The following is a 12,744-nucleotide window of genomic DNA, read 5'->3' on the forward strand; positions in this document are numbered from 1 at the left end:
GCGGGCCGGTTTCCGTGCGGCTCCTGTGCGGTGAAGTGCTCCTGAGATTCGAGTATGTTCACTTTCGAAACACTGTCACCACACCTTTCCGGCCAGTCTCTTGGCATATTCCCCCCGCGAATTGGCCGAAATGCGCGAGCTGTACCGGCCAGCCTTCATTACCCGAGGGGTAATCGACCCGTCACGCGGATCCGGGCATGGTGGTGTCAACGGATCGCCGCAAGCCGCGATCCACCCCCTGACCAGCAGTGACGACCCTCGATGGAGGCTGATTCGCCATGTCCGTGAACACCGACCGTTACCAGACCGCCGCTGCCCGCTACTTCGAGGCCTGGAACGCCACCGAGCCCGAGGCGCTGGGCAAGGCGGTCGCCGAGGCCTGGGCTCCGGAGGGCGGCTACACCGACCCGCTCGCGGATGTCTGCGGACACGCCCAGATCACGGCCGTGATCGCGGCGGCGCACGAGCAGTTCCCGGGTTTCGTGTTCCGTCCGCTCGGGGCCGTCGACGGCCACCACGACACCGCCCGCTTCGGCTGGGAACTGGTGAACGAGGCCGACGGCTCGGCCCCGGTGGCCGGATTTGACGTGGTCACGCTCAATGAGGAGGGCCGGATCCGGCAGGTGCTGGGCTTCCTGGACCGGGTTCCGGCCGGGTCCTGATCCGGCGGCCGACGGATACGCGCCCTCGCGGTGGTCTCCTGAGGACAAGACCTGGAGACCACCGCGGGTTCAGGACCGGCAGGCGGACACGGTGTGCGTCCGCCCCACCGGACACTTCAGGGGTTGACGATCTCGTCGATCCGGGCCAGTTCCTCGGTGTCGAAGCCGAGGTTGCCGATGGCGCCGACGCAGTCCTCGACCTGCTGCGGGCTGCTGGCACCGATCAGCGCCGAGGTCACCCGGCCGCCGCGCAGCACCCAGGAAAGCGCGAGCTGCGCCAGGGTCTGACCACGGCCCTTGGCGATCTCGTCGAGGGCGCGCAGCCTGCCGACCAGGTCCTCGGTGACCGCGTCCGAGTTCAGGAACGGGCTGTCGCTCGCGGCCCGGGAGCCCTCGGGGATGCCGTCGAGGTAGCGGCCGGTCAGCAGGCCCTGCTCCAGCGGGGAGAAGACGATGGAGCCGACCTGGAGCTCGTCCAGCGCGTCGAGGAGACCCTCGGTCTCCGGGCGGCGGTCGAGCATCGAGTAGCGCGGCTGGTGGATCAGCAGCGGGGTGCCGAGATCACCCAGGATGCGGGCGGCCTCCCGGGTCTGCTCCGCCGAGTAGTTGGAGATGCCGACGTAGAGCGCCTTGCCCTGCTGGACCGCCGAGTGCAGGGCGCCCATCGTCTCCTCCAGAGGAGTCTCCGGGTCCGGGCGGTGCGAGTAGAAGATGTCGACGTAGTCCAGGCCCATCCGCTTGAGGGACTGGTCGAGGGACGACATCAGGTACTTGCGCGAACCCCACTCGCCGTACGGGCCCGGCCACATCAGATAGCCGGCCTTGGTGGAGATGATCAGCTCGTCCCGGTAGGCCGCGAAGTCGGCCCTGAGCGCCTCGCCGAACGCTGACTCGGCGGCGCCGGGCGGCGGGCCGTAGTTGTTGGCCAGGTCGAAGTGGGTGACGCCGAGGTCGAAGGCGCGGCGCAGGATGGCGCGCTGGGTCGTCACGGGCCGGTCGGGCCCGAAGTTGTGCCACAGGCCGAGCGACAGCGCGGGGAGCTTCAGGCCGCTGCGGCCGGTGCGGCGGTACGGCATGTCGGCGTAGCGGTCGGGGTGTGCGGTGTACAACGCGACTCCAGAGGGGTTGGCACAAGATCTACCAATGCCACTCTTTCCCGAGCAGCGGGCAGCGGTCCAACAGAAGAATCCGATGGAATTGAGCGGCTACGCTTCTCAATCATGGAACTGCGCCACCTCCAGCACTTCGTCGCGGTCGCCGAGGACCAGCACTTCACCCGGGCCGCCGAACGGCTGCTGGTGTCCCAGTCGGGCCTGTCCGCCTCCATCCGCGCCCTGGAGCGCGAGCTGCGGGCTCCGCTCTTCGTGCGGACGACCCGCCGGGTGACCCTCACCGAGGCGGGCCGCGCGCTGCTCGGCGAGGCGGAGCGCATCCTGGCCCAGGTGCGGTCGGCGCACGAGGCGGTGGCGGCAGTGCAGGGCGTGCTGCGCGGGACGCTGGCGCTGGGCACCGAGCAGTGCATCGCCGGGGTGCATGTGGCGGGGCTGCTGGCCGCGTTCCGGCGCCGGCATCCGGATGTGGAGATCCGGCTGCGGCAGGCGGGTTCGGGTGCGCTGGCCGAGGAGGTGGCGGCGGGCCGGCTCGACCTGGCCTTCGCCTACCGCACCCAGGACGACACCGACCAGCTGCGCTCGGTGTCCCTGACCGGCGAGCCGATGACCGTGCTGTGCCATCCCAGCCACCGGCTCGCCACGGCCGGCGCGGCCGTGACCCCGGAGGACCTCGACGGGGAGGTGTTCGTCGACTTCCACCCGGACTGGGGCCCGCGCCGCACGACCGACGCGGCCTTCGCCTCGACCGGCACCCGGCGCACGGTCGCCCTGGAGGTCAACGATGTGCACAGCCTGCTCGACCTGGTCGACGAGAACCTCGGCATCGCCGTCGTACCCCGGCACTTCCGCCACAAGCGGCCCTCGCTCACGGCACTCGCCCTGAAAGGCACGGACGAGGACGCCTATCAGACGGTCGCCCTGCTGCCGCCCGAGACGGCCACCAGCCCCGCGGCCCGGGCACTGATCACCCTCCTCGAAACCGGGGACCTCGCAACACCCCCGGACGGGGCCTGTCCCTCCTGAGGCTCGCGCGGGGGCCGAGTGAGGCGGCCGGCTTCTCGGTGACGCTCTCACTCATCCGCCGCCGGCACGACGGGCCTTGGCGAACACCCCACCGCGGACCTGAAGCACCGCACCGAGCACGACGAGCCCCACGGCGACGGCGGAGAGAACCATCGCCGTTCCGGAAGAGAAGCCGAGGAGCCGGGGGCCTCCGTCCAGGACGAAGCCACCGCCCATCGCCGTCCAGCCCCAACCGGCCCTGGGTGACCGCGTGCGCGCCTCGGCTCCCCGGCCGGTCAGGGTCAGCACACCCAGGGTGAGAAGCAGGCAGCCGGCAGCCAACATGATCCACGCGGACATGGCATCCCTCCGCGGGCAGGCTACTGCACCGCCGCAACAGCCCTGACCTGCGGCCCGGTGCTGCCGTGGAACACCGGCTCGGGAGTGTTCGGCTATGCCTGGCTGATCAGCACACCGACAGCGCACAGGACGAACGCAAGCCCCAGCAGGCTCTTGCTCCCGCTGCGGCTGGAAGCCTGCCGCTGGAGTTCCCGCGCGCAGAGCAACGATCCGCACAGCAGGAGAACGCCGGCAACGGCACGCCTGATCACCTGCATGCGCACCCGCTCAATCCGTCACCGAGGTCTGCGGCACTCACGGTACCGGCCCGGGGCGAGTCGCATCCGCGCACCCGCGAACGGCGCCCGTCGTCTCCTCACGGACGACAGATGCCGGATTCCGCACGCAGGACGACCGGCGATGCGCGATCGTGGTCGCATGCATGCAAGGGACATCCTCATCGACGGCTTCGGCCGCATCCAGGAAGAAGTCCATGCCGCCCTCGACGGCCTCGACCCCGACCTGCTCAACCGGCGCCCGGCCCCCGACGCCAACTCCGTCACCTGGCTGGTCTGGCACCTCACCCGGATCCAGGACGACCACATCGCCGACGCCTTCGACCTGGACCAGGTGTGGCTCACCCACGGCTGGGAGAAGCGTTTCGGCCTCGACCTGCCGCCACATGACCACGGGTACGGCCACACCTCCGAGCAGGTCGCCAAGGTCACGGTGGACTCCGTCGACCTGCTGACCGGCTACTTCGACGCGGTGCACGAGCAGACCCTGAGGGTGCTGCGCGACCTCCCCGAGACGGATCTCGAACGGATCGTGGACGTCCGTTGGGATCCGCCGGTCACCCTGGGCGTACGGCTGGTGAGCGTCCTGTCCGACGATCTTCAGCACGCCGGACAGGCGGCCTATCTGCGGGGGCTGCTTCAGAGCGCGGAGGCGTAGCCCGGCAGGACGACGTCCTCGATGAGGGCCTTGCGCTCGTCGAACGGGATGAACGCGCTCTTCAGTGCGTTCACGGTGACCGTGCGCAGGTCCTCGACGGTCCACCCCGCCTCCGCCACGAGAAGGGACATCTCCCGGGTCATCGTCGTCCCCGAGACCAGCCGGTTGTCGGTGTTGAGGGTGACCCGGAAGCCCAGCTCCTTCAGCGCGGTGATCGGGTGCTCGGCGATCGAGGTGGCGCAGCCGGTCTGGAGGTTGGAGGTGGGGCACATCTCCAGGGCGATACGCCGGTCGCGCACCCAGCTCGCGAGGCGGCCGAGCTTGCCGTCGACGATGTCCTCGGTGATCCGCACGCCGTGTCCGATGCGCTGGGCGCCGCACGCCTGGACCGCCTGGTGGATGCTGGGCAGCCCGAACGCCTCACCGGCGTGGATGGTGAAGGGCACGCTCTCGCCGCGCAGGTACTCGAAGGCGTCCAGGTGGCCGACGGCCGGGTAGCCGTCCTCGGCGCCGGCGATGTCGAAGCCGACGACACCGGCGTCCCGGTAGGTCACGGCCAGCTCGGCGGCCTCACGGACCCGGTCGAACATGCGCATGCCGCAGAGCAGGGTCCCGACGCGGACGGGCGTCCCGGCGGCGGCCGCCTTCGCCATACCGGCCGCGAGGCCCTCCTGGACGGCCTCCACGACCTCGTTCAGCGTCAGCCCGCCCTTGACGTTCAGCTCGGGCGCATAGCGCACCTCGCCGTACACGACACCGTCGGCGGCGAGGTCGAGGACGTACTCCTCGGCGACGCGCCGCAGCCCTTCCTCGGTCTGCATCACCGCGAGGGTGTGCTCGAAGGTGGCTATGTAGCGGACCAGGTCGCCGGAGCTGGCGGCGTCGAAGTACCAGGCGGCCAGCTCGTCGGGGTCGGTGGTGGGCAGGGTGTGCCCGATCTCGGCCGCGAGCTCGACAAGGGTGGCGGGGCGCAGGCCGCCGTCGAGGTGGTCGTGCAGGACAGCCTTGGGGAGGCGGCGGATCAGATCTGCGTCTACGCGCGTAGCGAGCATGGTGGAGCTTTCCTCGGCAACTGGTTCGGGGTGTTCGGTCAGACGGCGGGCTGGAGCAGGTCCCAGCGGTTGCCGTAGAGGTCCTGGAAGACGGCGACGGTGCCGTACGGCTCGTGCCGCGGCTCCTCCAGGAAGGTCACACCGGCGGCGGCCATCCGGGCGTGGTCACGGGCGAAGTCGTCGGTGTGCAGGAAGAACCCGACACGCCCGCCGGTCTGGTCGCCGACGCGGGCACGCTGGTCCCCGTCCTTGGCCCGGGCGAGCAGCAGTCCGGTGCCATGGCCCTGCGCGCCGGGTTCGACGACGACCCAGCGGGACCCGTCCGGGCGGGGCTCGTCCTCGACCAGCCGGAACCCCAGGGCCTCGGTGTAGAAGCGGATCGCCTCGTCGTAGTCGCCGACGACGAGGGTGACCAGGGCGACGCGTCGCATGGGGGCCTTTCGGTGGGGGCGGTTAGCGGGAGAGGTTATACGTAAAACGTAACGGATGCCAGTTCAACTTTTCCCAAGGGGACTCTTCAACGAGCGACGGCTGGAGCGCCCCGTCAGGGGCGCTGGGGGTACCCCCAGCCGAAGGCTGGGGGAGGAACTGCGCGACCAGCCCCCGCAAACCGGCACCCTCGAACGGCGCCCGCCCTATCGCTCCGCTTCCCCCTGCGCGACCTCCACCCGATGGTGAAAGTCGATCACCCCGGTCGCCGAAGCGACACACGACACCGCGGCGCAGGCCGCAAGCAGCACCGCGACCCATGCCCCGGCCCGCCGCCCCGCCGCCGGCACGGCCAGCAGCGCCTCGACCCGCCGCGGCACCGGCCCGGACACGGCCCCCGGCACGAACGCCGGCCGCTCGACGCCCCCGCCCCGCCCCGCAAGCGCGGCCCGGGCGATCGCGCGGGCCGTCAGCCGCCGGTCCCCCACCGCGCTCGCCGCGGCTTCGTCGGCGACCCGCTCCACGGCCAGCCGGATGACGTCCCGCACCCGCCCCAGCGCCGGATGGCAGTGGGCGGCGAGCTCGGCCGCCGCGAGGAAGTAATGGTGACCGCCGGCGTTGTGGGCCCGTTCGTGGGCGAACAGCGCCTCCCGCTCGGCCCCGTCCAGGCTGCGCAGCATCCCCGTGGTGACCACGATCCGGTGCGGCCGTCCGGGCAGCGCGTACGCGTCCGCACCCGGCGAGTCGACCACGCACAGGTCACCCGCGGCGGGCCCCCGCCCGGCCGCTGTGCGGGCCGCACGGAACGCACGGATCTGCCGCAGCGCCGACCGCGTGAAGGTCCAGGCGCACACGGCGAGGCCGCCGACCGACACGACCGCCAGCGGCAGCACGAAGCGGTCGGAGGCGGTGTGCAGCGGCCGGATCAGCTCGCCCAGCGCGGCGAAGAAGGGCAGCTGGAGCAGCCCGGTGAGGACGAACGCGCCGAGCGCGGCCAGGGTGCACCCCGCGAGGGCGACGGCCGAGCCGGTGACCGTCCAGAGCGCGACCGCGGGCGTCAGCCGGTCGAGGGCCCGCCGGGCCAGCGCCGGCAGGGCGAACGGCACGAGGAGCGGCAGGATCAGCAGCGCGGTCATCATCCACCGGGTTGCTCGTCGGCTTCGAGCAGCTCGCGCAGGATGCGCTCGTCGTCGGGGCCGAGCTGGGCGACGAAGCGGGCCAGCGCGGTCTCCCGGTCGCTGTCCCGGTCGAGTTCGCTGTGCATCCGCTTCGCGGTCAGGCCCTGTGCGTCCTGGACGGGGACGTAGGCGAAGCCGCGCCCCTGCCGGTGCCGGTGGACCACGCCCTTGTCGTGCAGACGGGTGAGGATCGTCGTCACGGTCGTACGGGCCAGGTCCGTGCCGAGGCTGCGCTGCACCTGTCCGGGGGTCTGGGGCGCGCCGGCGGCCCACAGCGCCGCCATCACGCTCGCCTCGAGTTCGCCGGCGGGCCTGCGTTCGTCCTTCGCGTCGGCCATGGAAGGTTCCTCACCCCTTCTTCGTCGAGTCCGGCAGACCGTCTACGGCAGTGTAGTCAACCGGGTGGCGGCCACCGCCCGTCAGCCCATTATGGAAGGGGCCGCCGTCGCCGGCGGATGAGATGTCCCACCCTGACCGGTACTGGAGACCTAGGGCGCGGGCCCGAGGTGCGGGACGGACCCGGCCGGTAGTTTCGCGGCCATGAAGATCACGGACCCGCCCCGTTCCGCCGAACGGCGCAAGGACGACGTGCTGTCCCGGCTGGAGCGGGAGACCGACATCTGGGTGGCCACGGCCGACGACGCCGGGCTGCCGTGTCTCGTGCCGCTCTGGTTCGTCTGGCACACGGAGGCGGTGTGGCTGTCGACCCGGATCACCAGTCCGACCGGCCGCAATCTGCGGGACGGCGGCCGTGCCCGGCTCGCGCTCGGGGACACCCTCGACGTCGTCCTGCTCGACGGGGAGGTGGCCGTCTTCGCCCCGGCCGACGTGCCGGAGGCGGCGGCCGGGGCGCTGCGGGCGAAGACGGGCTGGGACCCGCGCGGGGACAGCCCGTCGTACGCCTTCTTCCGGATCCGGCCGTATGCGGTGCAGGCCTGGCACGGGGAGCACGAACTGCGCGGCCGGCACCTGATGCGGGACGGGGCGTGGGTGGTGTGATCCAGGCGGTCAGCCCGCCTCGGTGTGCAGGGCGTCGAGCCGGGTCAGCTCCTCGTCGGTGAGCCGGACGGCGCCCGCCGCCACATTCTCGGTCAGATGGTCGGGGTTGCCGGTACCGGGGATGGCGAGGACATGCGCGCCCTGGTGCAGGGTCCAGGCGAGGCGGATCTGGGCGGGGGAGGCGTCGTGCGCCCGGGCTACGGCAAGGACCTCGTCGTCGTGGTCGTCGGTGGCACCGTGCGCTCCGGCGTCGCCCGCGACGGCGAAGAACGGCACGAAGGCGATGCCGCGTTCGCCACAGATGCGGACGACTTCGTCGGTCACCGGGTTCGTCGCGTCGAGTCCCCAGCGGTTCTGCACGCACACCACGGGGGCGATGGCCAGCGCCTCGTCGAGGTGGCGCGGTTCGACGTCGGAGACGCCGAGGTGCCGGATCAGGCCCGCCTCGCGCAGCTCGGCGAGAGCGCCGAAGTGCTCGGCGATCGAGTCCTGCCGCATCCGACGGAGGTTGACGACGTCGAGGTGGTCGCGGCCGAGCTGGCGCAGGTTCTCCTCGACGTGCCCGCGCAGCTGGTCCGGCCGGGCGGGAGTGCCCCACTCCCCCGAGTAGTCCCGGTACGGGCCGACCTTGGTGACGATCACGAGGTCGTCGGAGTACGGGGACAGCGCGGTGTTGATGAGTTCGTTGGCGGAGCGCAGGGCCGAGAAGTAGAAGGCCGCCGTGTCGATGTGGTTCACGCCGAGCTCAACGGCCTTGCGCAGCACGGCGATCGAGCGGTCGCGGTTGCTCGGGGTGCCGTGGTGGAAGGCGGCGCTGCCCGTCAGCCGCATCGCGCCGAAGCCGAGGCGGTGGACGGGCAGGTCGCCGAGTTTCCAGGTGCCGGAGGCGTCCGCGGTGATCGTTTCGGAGGTCATCGGCGGAGTCTGGCACACGACCTCGACGCAGGGGTCAGCAATAGAGGTTGTTGCCGGTCGGAACGCCGAGGATCTGGGTGAACCTCTGGTAGGCGCTGACCCGGCTCTGCACCTGCGCGGGGTTCTTGCCGTCGCACTCCAGGGAGCCGTTGATGCTGCGGATGGTCTGGCCGAAGCCGGCCTGGTTGACCATGGCGTTGTGGCCGGTCATGGTGCCGGGGCCGGTCTGGGTGTGTCAGTACCACAGGCCGGTCTTCCAGGCGACGGCGGAGTTATTCTGCACCTGCCAGGGGTTGTCGAGCAGGCCGATGCCGAGCGCGTCCCCGGCGGCCTTGTAGTTGAAGTTCCAGCTGAGCTGGATGGGGCCGCGCCCGTAGTAGGCGGACTGTCCGGCGGGACAGCCGTACCACTGGCTCCAGTCGCAGTAGTGCGGGTAGTTGGCGGTGTTCTGCTCGACGATGTGGACCAGCCCGCCGGTCTCGTGGCTGACGTTGGCGAGGAAGGCGGCGGCCTCCTGCTTCTTGACGGTGTCGCTGCCGGCGTTGGCGAAGCCCGGGTAGGCGCTGAGCGCGGCGGTGAGACCGCTGTAGCCGTAGAAGGAGTTCCGGTTCGGGAACATCTGGTTGAACTGCGCCTCGCTGACGACGAAGCCGGCGGCGGAGGCCGTGGGGGCCGCCTGGAGCACCAGGACGGAGCTGCCTATGGCGAGCGAGGTCAGGAGTGCGGCGATACGGCGCCTCAACACGGATCAACTCCTTTGCGGAGCACGGCCGCACCCCTGGAAGGGGGAGCGGCCGCGGTGGGGGGTGCGAGGCACACTCAACTGCTTTGGTCTGTACCAGTCAAGGGTGTAGACCAGTCATTCGGGTGCCGGCCCCCGATCCGGGACTCTCTCAATTGCGGTCGGAAACAGAGAAGTCGGACCCGCTCCGGACACCCGTCGGGCCCGGTCGCGTCACAACGCGGCCGGGCCCGGCGGGTGTCGGCAGATCAGCTCAGCGGCTTCGCCAGGACCGCCTTGCGGTGGCTGAACGTCTCGATGGAGTAGCGGCCGTGGTAGCTGCCCATGCCGCTCTCCCCCACCCCGCCGAACGGCAGGTCGGAGACGGTGAGATGGGCGACCGGGAGGCCGTGGCCCAGGCCGCCGGAGGAGGTCTCGGCGGCGATCCGCTCCCGGGTGTCCGCGGACTCGCTGAAGACGTAGAGGGCGAGCGGCTTGTCGCGGTCGTTGATGAACCCGATCGCGTCGTCCAGGTCCGCGACGGTGACGACGGGCAGGATCGGGCCGAAGATCTCCTCCCGCATCACCGGGGACTCGGGGTCGACGTCGGCGAGCACGGTGGGCGCGATGTACTTGGCCGCACGGTCGGTGTCGCCGCCGACGGCCACCCGGCCCGAGCCGAGCAGTCCGCTGAGCCGGTCGAAGTGCCGCTCGTTGACGATCCGCCCGTACTCACCGGACTCCTTCGGCTCGGCTCCGTACAGCGCCTCGATCGCCTTGGCCAGGGCGGGTTCCAGGGCGGCGGCCGTCTCGGGGTCGGTCAGGACGTAGTCGGGGGCCACGCAGGTCTGCCCGGCGTTGAGGAACTTGCCGCGCGCCAGCCGGTCCGCAACCACCGCGAGGTCGGTGTCGCGGTCGACGAACGCCGGGGACTTGCCGCCGAGTTCGAGGGCGACCGGGGTGAGGTGCTCTGCGGCGGCGCGCATGACGATGCGGCCGACCACGCCGTTGCCGGTGTAGAAGATGTGGTCGAAGCGCTCGGCGAGCAGGGCCGTGGTCTCCGGGACACCGCCCTCGACGACGGCGACGACGTCGGTGTCGAGGTAGGCCGGGAGCAGCCGGGCCAGCACGGCCGAGGTCGCCGGGGCCAGCTCGCTGGGCTTGACGACCACCGCATTGCCGGCGGCGAGGGCACCGGCCAGCGGGCAGAGCAGCAGCTGGGCCGGGTAGTTCCACGGCGCGATGACGAGGGCGACGCCGAGCGGGTCGTACTGCGTCCAGGCGGTCGCGTCCGCGCCCAGGTGCGCCGGGACCGGGGCGGGCTCGGGGCGCAGCCACTCCTCCAGGTGGTCCAGGGTGTGGTCGATCTCCCGGACGGTGAAGTCGATCTCCGTGCGGTAGGCCTCGCCGGAACTCTTGCCCAGGTCCGCGTGGAGGGCGGCGGCCAGCTCCTCGCCGCGTTCCGTGAGCATGGCGCGCAGCCGGCGCAGCTGGCCGGTGCGCCACTCGACGGGCTTGGTGCGGCCGGTGCGGAAGGTGGCGCGCAGCCGGGCCACGATGTCGGCGGGCTGCTCGGGGGTGGACTGGTTCACGGATGCCTCGCTGGTGGTGCGCACGGGCCATGCGGCCCGACTGCGGTCTCGACAGTAAGATGCATATTGCAACCATTCTTGGGCCGAAGTAAATTCCGGCGCATCGAAACCACGTCGCTTGACGAAGGTCACATCCGCTCAACCGGTGAGTTCGGACCGCCGCCGGGCGAGGTGTGCCCGTTCGGGCAGGCTGTCCGCGAGGCCGATGGCCGCGTCGTACTCGGCCACCGCCTCGGCGTCCCGGCCGAGGCGGCGCAGCAGATCGGCGCGGACGGCGTGCAGCACGTGGTACCCGTCGAGATCGAGCGCGTCGACCAGCTCCAGGGCCGGGCCCGGGCCCTGCACCTCGGCCACCGCGACCGCCCGGTTCAGCGCGACGACCGGGCTCGGGGCGACGGCCGTGAGCTGGTCGTACAGCCGCAGGATCTGTCCCCAGTCGGTGGCCCCGGCGGTCGGTGCGTCGCTGTGTACGGCGTTGATCGCGGCCTGGATCTGGTACGGGCCGGGGCGGTTGCGGCGCAGACACCGCCGGACCAGGTCCTGCCCCTCCTCGATCAGTTCCCGGTCCCACCGGCCGCGGTCCTGCTCGGGCAGCGCCACCAGATCGCCGTCGGCCGGCTCCCGGGCGGGCCGGCGGGCCTCGACGAGCAGCATCAGCGCGAGCAGCCCGGCGACCTCGGGCTCGTCCGGCATCAGCCCGTACAGCAGCCGTCCCAGCCGGACGGCCTCGGCGCACAGGGCGGGATCACCGCCGTACCCCTCGTTGAAGATCAGGTAGACGACGGCCAGTACTCCGCTCAGCCGGTCGGGCAGGTCGGCGTCCTTCGGTACCCGGTACGGGATGCCCGCGTCACGGATCTTGGCCTTGGCGCGCACCAGGCGCTGCGCGAGGGTGGCCTCGGGGACCAGGAAGGCGCGGGCGATCCGGGCGGTGCTGAGCCCGCCCAGCAGGCGCAGGGTGAGGGCGACCCGGGACTGGAGGGCGAGCGCGGGATGGCAGCAGGTGAAGATCAGACGGAGCCGTTCGTCGCGCACGGGGCCCTCCTCGGCCGGTGGGACGGGCGCGTGCAGCCGGGCGGCCTCGGCGTGCCGGGCGTCCCGGGAGGACTCGCGGCGCAGCCGGTCGAGCGCGCGGTTGCGGGCGGTGGTGATGATCCAGCCGGCCGGACTGGGCGGCACCCCGCTCTCCGGCCACCTGTCCAGTGCCGTGGTGAAGGCGTCCTGGACCGCTTCCTCGGCGAGGTCGATGTCGCCGAGGAAGCGGACCAGGACCGAGACCGCGCGCCCGTACTCGGTACGGAAGACGGCCTCGACGTCGGCGGGGTCCGCCATCAGTGCTGCCCCATGAAGGGCCGCACCTCGATGGGGAGGGTGGTGGCGAGGGCGCACTTGCGGCCCCACTCCAGGGCGGCGTCCAGGTCCTCCGCACGGATCAGGCAGATCCCGCCCAGGTATTCCTTGCCCTCGGCATAGGGCCCGTCGGTGATCAGCACGTCGCCGTCCTTGGGCCGCAGCACGGTGGCCGTCTGCGGGCCGTGCAGACCGTCCGCGAACACCCAGGCGCCGGCGGCGCGCAGCTCGTCGTTGAACGCGTCGACGTCGCGCATGATCTCGGCGAGCCGGGCGGGCGAGGGCGGGGTGCCGTCGGCCGGCTGGACCACACTGAGCAGGTAGTGCTTCATGATGTTCTCCTCGGTCGTCATGGGACGTCATCGGGGGTGTCTTCGCCTTCTACACGAACGGAAGACCCCCGGATCGACACCTCACCCGGGGAAACCGAAAGAATCTT

15 protein-coding genes and 1 pseudogene are annotated in these 12,744 nt (G+C 71.4%); 4 read left to right on the forward strand and 12 right to left on the reverse strand.

Features of this window, described 5'->3' with window-relative positions:
* Window positions 1-278: 278 nt before the first annotated feature.
* A complete protein-coding gene (locus EDD90_RS02560) occupies window positions 279-662 on the forward strand; it encodes a nuclear transport factor 2 family protein (RefSeq protein WP_123971525.1) in 384 nt (127 codons plus the stop codon).
* A gap of 116 nt (window positions 663-778) precedes the next feature.
* On the opposite strand, the gene mgrA is transcribed toward EDD90_RS02560, so the two are convergent.
* Window positions 779-1,771, reverse strand: coding sequence for an L-glyceraldehyde 3-phosphate reductase (gene mgrA, locus EDD90_RS02565; RefSeq protein ID WP_123971526.1), 993 nt, complete (start codon window positions 1,769-1,771; stop codon window positions 779-781).
* A 111-nt stretch (window positions 1,772-1,882) separates the two neighbouring features.
* Between mgrA and EDD90_RS02570 the strand changes: the two genes are divergently transcribed.
* Window positions 1,883-2,797 (forward strand): LysR substrate-binding domain-containing protein, encoded by a 915-nt coding sequence (locus EDD90_RS02570; protein WP_123971527.1) that lies wholly within the window; start codon window positions 1,883-1,885, stop codon window positions 2,795-2,797.
* Between the two features lie 51 nt (window positions 2,798-2,848).
* On the opposite strand, the gene EDD90_RS02575 is transcribed toward EDD90_RS02570, so the two are convergent.
* Window positions 2,849-3,136, reverse strand: coding sequence for a hypothetical protein (locus EDD90_RS02575; RefSeq protein ID WP_123971528.1), 288 nt, complete (start codon window positions 3,134-3,136; stop codon window positions 2,849-2,851).
* Between the two features lie 92 nt (window positions 3,137-3,228).
* Window positions 3,229-3,393, reverse strand: coding sequence for a hypothetical protein (locus EDD90_RS55060; protein WP_185148882.1), 165 nt, complete (start codon window positions 3,391-3,393; stop codon window positions 3,229-3,231).
* Between the two features lie 160 nt (window positions 3,394-3,553).
* Between EDD90_RS55060 and EDD90_RS02580 the strand changes: the two genes are divergently transcribed.
* Window positions 3,554-4,069: a mycothiol transferase gene (locus EDD90_RS02580; RefSeq protein ID WP_123971529.1), complete on the forward strand. Its 516-nt coding sequence runs from the start codon at window positions 3,554-3,556 to the stop codon at window positions 4,067-4,069.
* Here the strand turns inward: EDD90_RS02580 and EDD90_RS02585 are convergent.
* The 4 genes from EDD90_RS02585 to EDD90_RS02600 all read right to left on the reverse strand — a co-directional run bounded on the left by EDD90_RS02585 (window position 4,051) and on the right by EDD90_RS02600 (window position 7,066).
* Window positions 4,051-5,121, reverse strand: coding sequence for an adenosine deaminase (locus EDD90_RS02585; RefSeq protein WP_123971530.1), 1,071 nt, complete (start codon window positions 5,119-5,121; stop codon window positions 4,051-4,053). The genes EDD90_RS02580 and EDD90_RS02585 overlap by 19 nt on opposite strands.
* Before the next feature lie 38 nt (window positions 5,122-5,159).
* On the reverse strand, window positions 5,160-5,552 hold the full coding sequence (locus EDD90_RS02590; protein WP_123971531.1) for a VOC family protein: 393 nt from the start codon (window positions 5,550-5,552) through the stop codon (window positions 5,160-5,162).
* A 204-nt stretch (window positions 5,553-5,756) separates the two neighbouring features.
* Complete coding sequence (locus tag EDD90_RS02595) at window positions 5,757-6,686, reverse strand: M56 family metallopeptidase (RefSeq protein ID WP_123980802.1); 930 nt, start codon at window positions 6,684-6,686, stop codon at window positions 5,757-5,759.
* Window positions 6,686-7,066 (reverse strand): BlaI/MecI/CopY family transcriptional regulator, encoded by a 381-nt coding sequence (locus EDD90_RS02600; RefSeq protein WP_123971532.1) that lies wholly within the window; start codon window positions 7,064-7,066, stop codon window positions 6,686-6,688. Before EDD90_RS02600 ends, EDD90_RS02595 begins: the two co-directional genes overlap by 1 nt.
* A 202-nt stretch (window positions 7,067-7,268) precedes the next feature.
* Here EDD90_RS02600 and EDD90_RS02605 point away from each other — a divergent pair, with 202 nt between their 5' ends.
* Window positions 7,269-7,727 (forward strand): pyridoxamine 5'-phosphate oxidase family protein, encoded by a 459-nt coding sequence (locus EDD90_RS02605; protein ID WP_123971533.1) that lies wholly within the window; start codon window positions 7,269-7,271, stop codon window positions 7,725-7,727.
* 9 nt (window positions 7,728-7,736) lie between these two features.
* On the opposite strand, the gene EDD90_RS02610 is transcribed toward EDD90_RS02605, so the two are convergent.
* From EDD90_RS02610 to EDD90_RS02630, 5 genes and pseudogenes are all read right to left on the reverse strand, one after another.
* Window positions 7,737-8,642 carry an aldo/keto reductase gene (locus tag EDD90_RS02610; RefSeq protein WP_123971534.1) on the reverse strand — a complete coding sequence of 302 codons (906 nt, stop codon included), beginning with the start codon at window positions 8,640-8,642 and terminating at the stop codon, window positions 7,737-7,739.
* 34 nt (window positions 8,643-8,676) lie between these two features.
* Window positions 8,677-9,297 (reverse strand): annotated as a pseudogene (locus EDD90_RS02615) (chitinase); the annotation flags it as partial.
* Window positions 9,298-9,632: 335 nt separating this feature from the next.
* Window positions 9,633-10,979 (reverse strand): aldehyde dehydrogenase family protein, encoded by a 1,347-nt coding sequence (locus EDD90_RS02620; RefSeq protein WP_123971535.1) that lies wholly within the window; start codon window positions 10,977-10,979, stop codon window positions 9,633-9,635.
* A gap of 114 nt (window positions 10,980-11,093) precedes the next feature.
* Window positions 11,094-12,287, reverse strand: coding sequence for an RNA polymerase sigma factor (locus tag EDD90_RS02625; RefSeq protein WP_123971536.1), 1,194 nt, complete (start codon window positions 12,285-12,287; stop codon window positions 11,094-11,096).
* Entirely contained in the window at window positions 12,287-12,637 is a 351-nt protein-coding gene (locus tag EDD90_RS02630; protein ID WP_123980804.1) for a YciI family protein, read from the reverse strand. The genes EDD90_RS02625 and EDD90_RS02630 overlap by 1 nt, the downstream gene beginning before the upstream one ends.
* Window positions 12,638-12,744 lie beyond the last annotated feature (107 nt).

This window comes from Streptomyces sp. Ag109_O5-1, assembly GCF_003814875.1.
GTDB classification, from domain to species: domain Bacteria; phylum Actinomycetota; class Actinomycetes; order Streptomycetales; family Streptomycetaceae; genus Streptomyces; species Streptomyces sasae.

Coding starts and splice junctions, on each gene's coding strand:
- EDD90_RS02595 (WP_123980802.1), bottom strand. CDS start 6,686: ATGACCGCGCTGCTGATCCTGCCGCTCCTCGTGCCGTTCGCCCTGCCG.
- EDD90_RS02600 (WP_123971532.1), bottom strand. CDS start 7,066: ATGGCCGACGCGAAGGACGAACGCAGGCCCGCCGGCGAACTCGAGGCG.
- EDD90_RS02605 (WP_123971533.1), top strand. CDS start 7,269: ATGAAGATCACGGACCCGCCCCGTTCCGCCGAACGGCGCAAGGACGAC.
- EDD90_RS02590 (WP_123971531.1), bottom strand. CDS start 5,552: ATGCGACGCGTCGCCCTGGTCACCCTCGTCGTCGGCGACTACGACGAG.
- EDD90_RS02580 (WP_123971529.1), top strand. CDS start 3,554: ATGCATGCAAGGGACATCCTCATCGACGGCTTCGGCCGCATCCAGGAA.
- EDD90_RS55060 (WP_185148882.1), bottom strand. CDS start 3,393: ATGCAGGTGATCAGGCGTGCCGTTGCCGGCGTTCTCCTGCTGTGCGGA.
- EDD90_RS02625 (WP_123971536.1), bottom strand. CDS start 12,287: ATGGCGGACCCCGCCGACGTCGAGGCCGTCTTCCGTACCGAGTACGGG.
- EDD90_RS02575 (WP_123971528.1), bottom strand. CDS start 3,136: ATGTCCGCGTGGATCATGTTGGCTGCCGGCTGCCTGCTTCTCACCCTG.
- EDD90_RS02560 (WP_123971525.1), top strand. CDS start 279: ATGTCCGTGAACACCGACCGTTACCAGACCGCCGCTGCCCGCTACTTC.
- EDD90_RS02570 (WP_123971527.1), top strand. CDS start 1,883: ATGGAACTGCGCCACCTCCAGCACTTCGTCGCGGTCGCCGAGGACCAG.
- EDD90_RS02610 (WP_123971534.1), bottom strand. CDS start 8,642: ATGACCTCCGAAACGATCACCGCGGACGCCTCCGGCACCTGGAAACTC.
- EDD90_RS02585 (WP_123971530.1), bottom strand. CDS start 5,121: ATGCTCGCTACGCGCGTAGACGCAGATCTGATCCGCCGCCTCCCCAAG.
- EDD90_RS02630 (WP_123980804.1), bottom strand. CDS start 12,637: ATGAAGCACTACCTGCTCAGTGTGGTCCAGCCGGCCGACGGCACCCCG.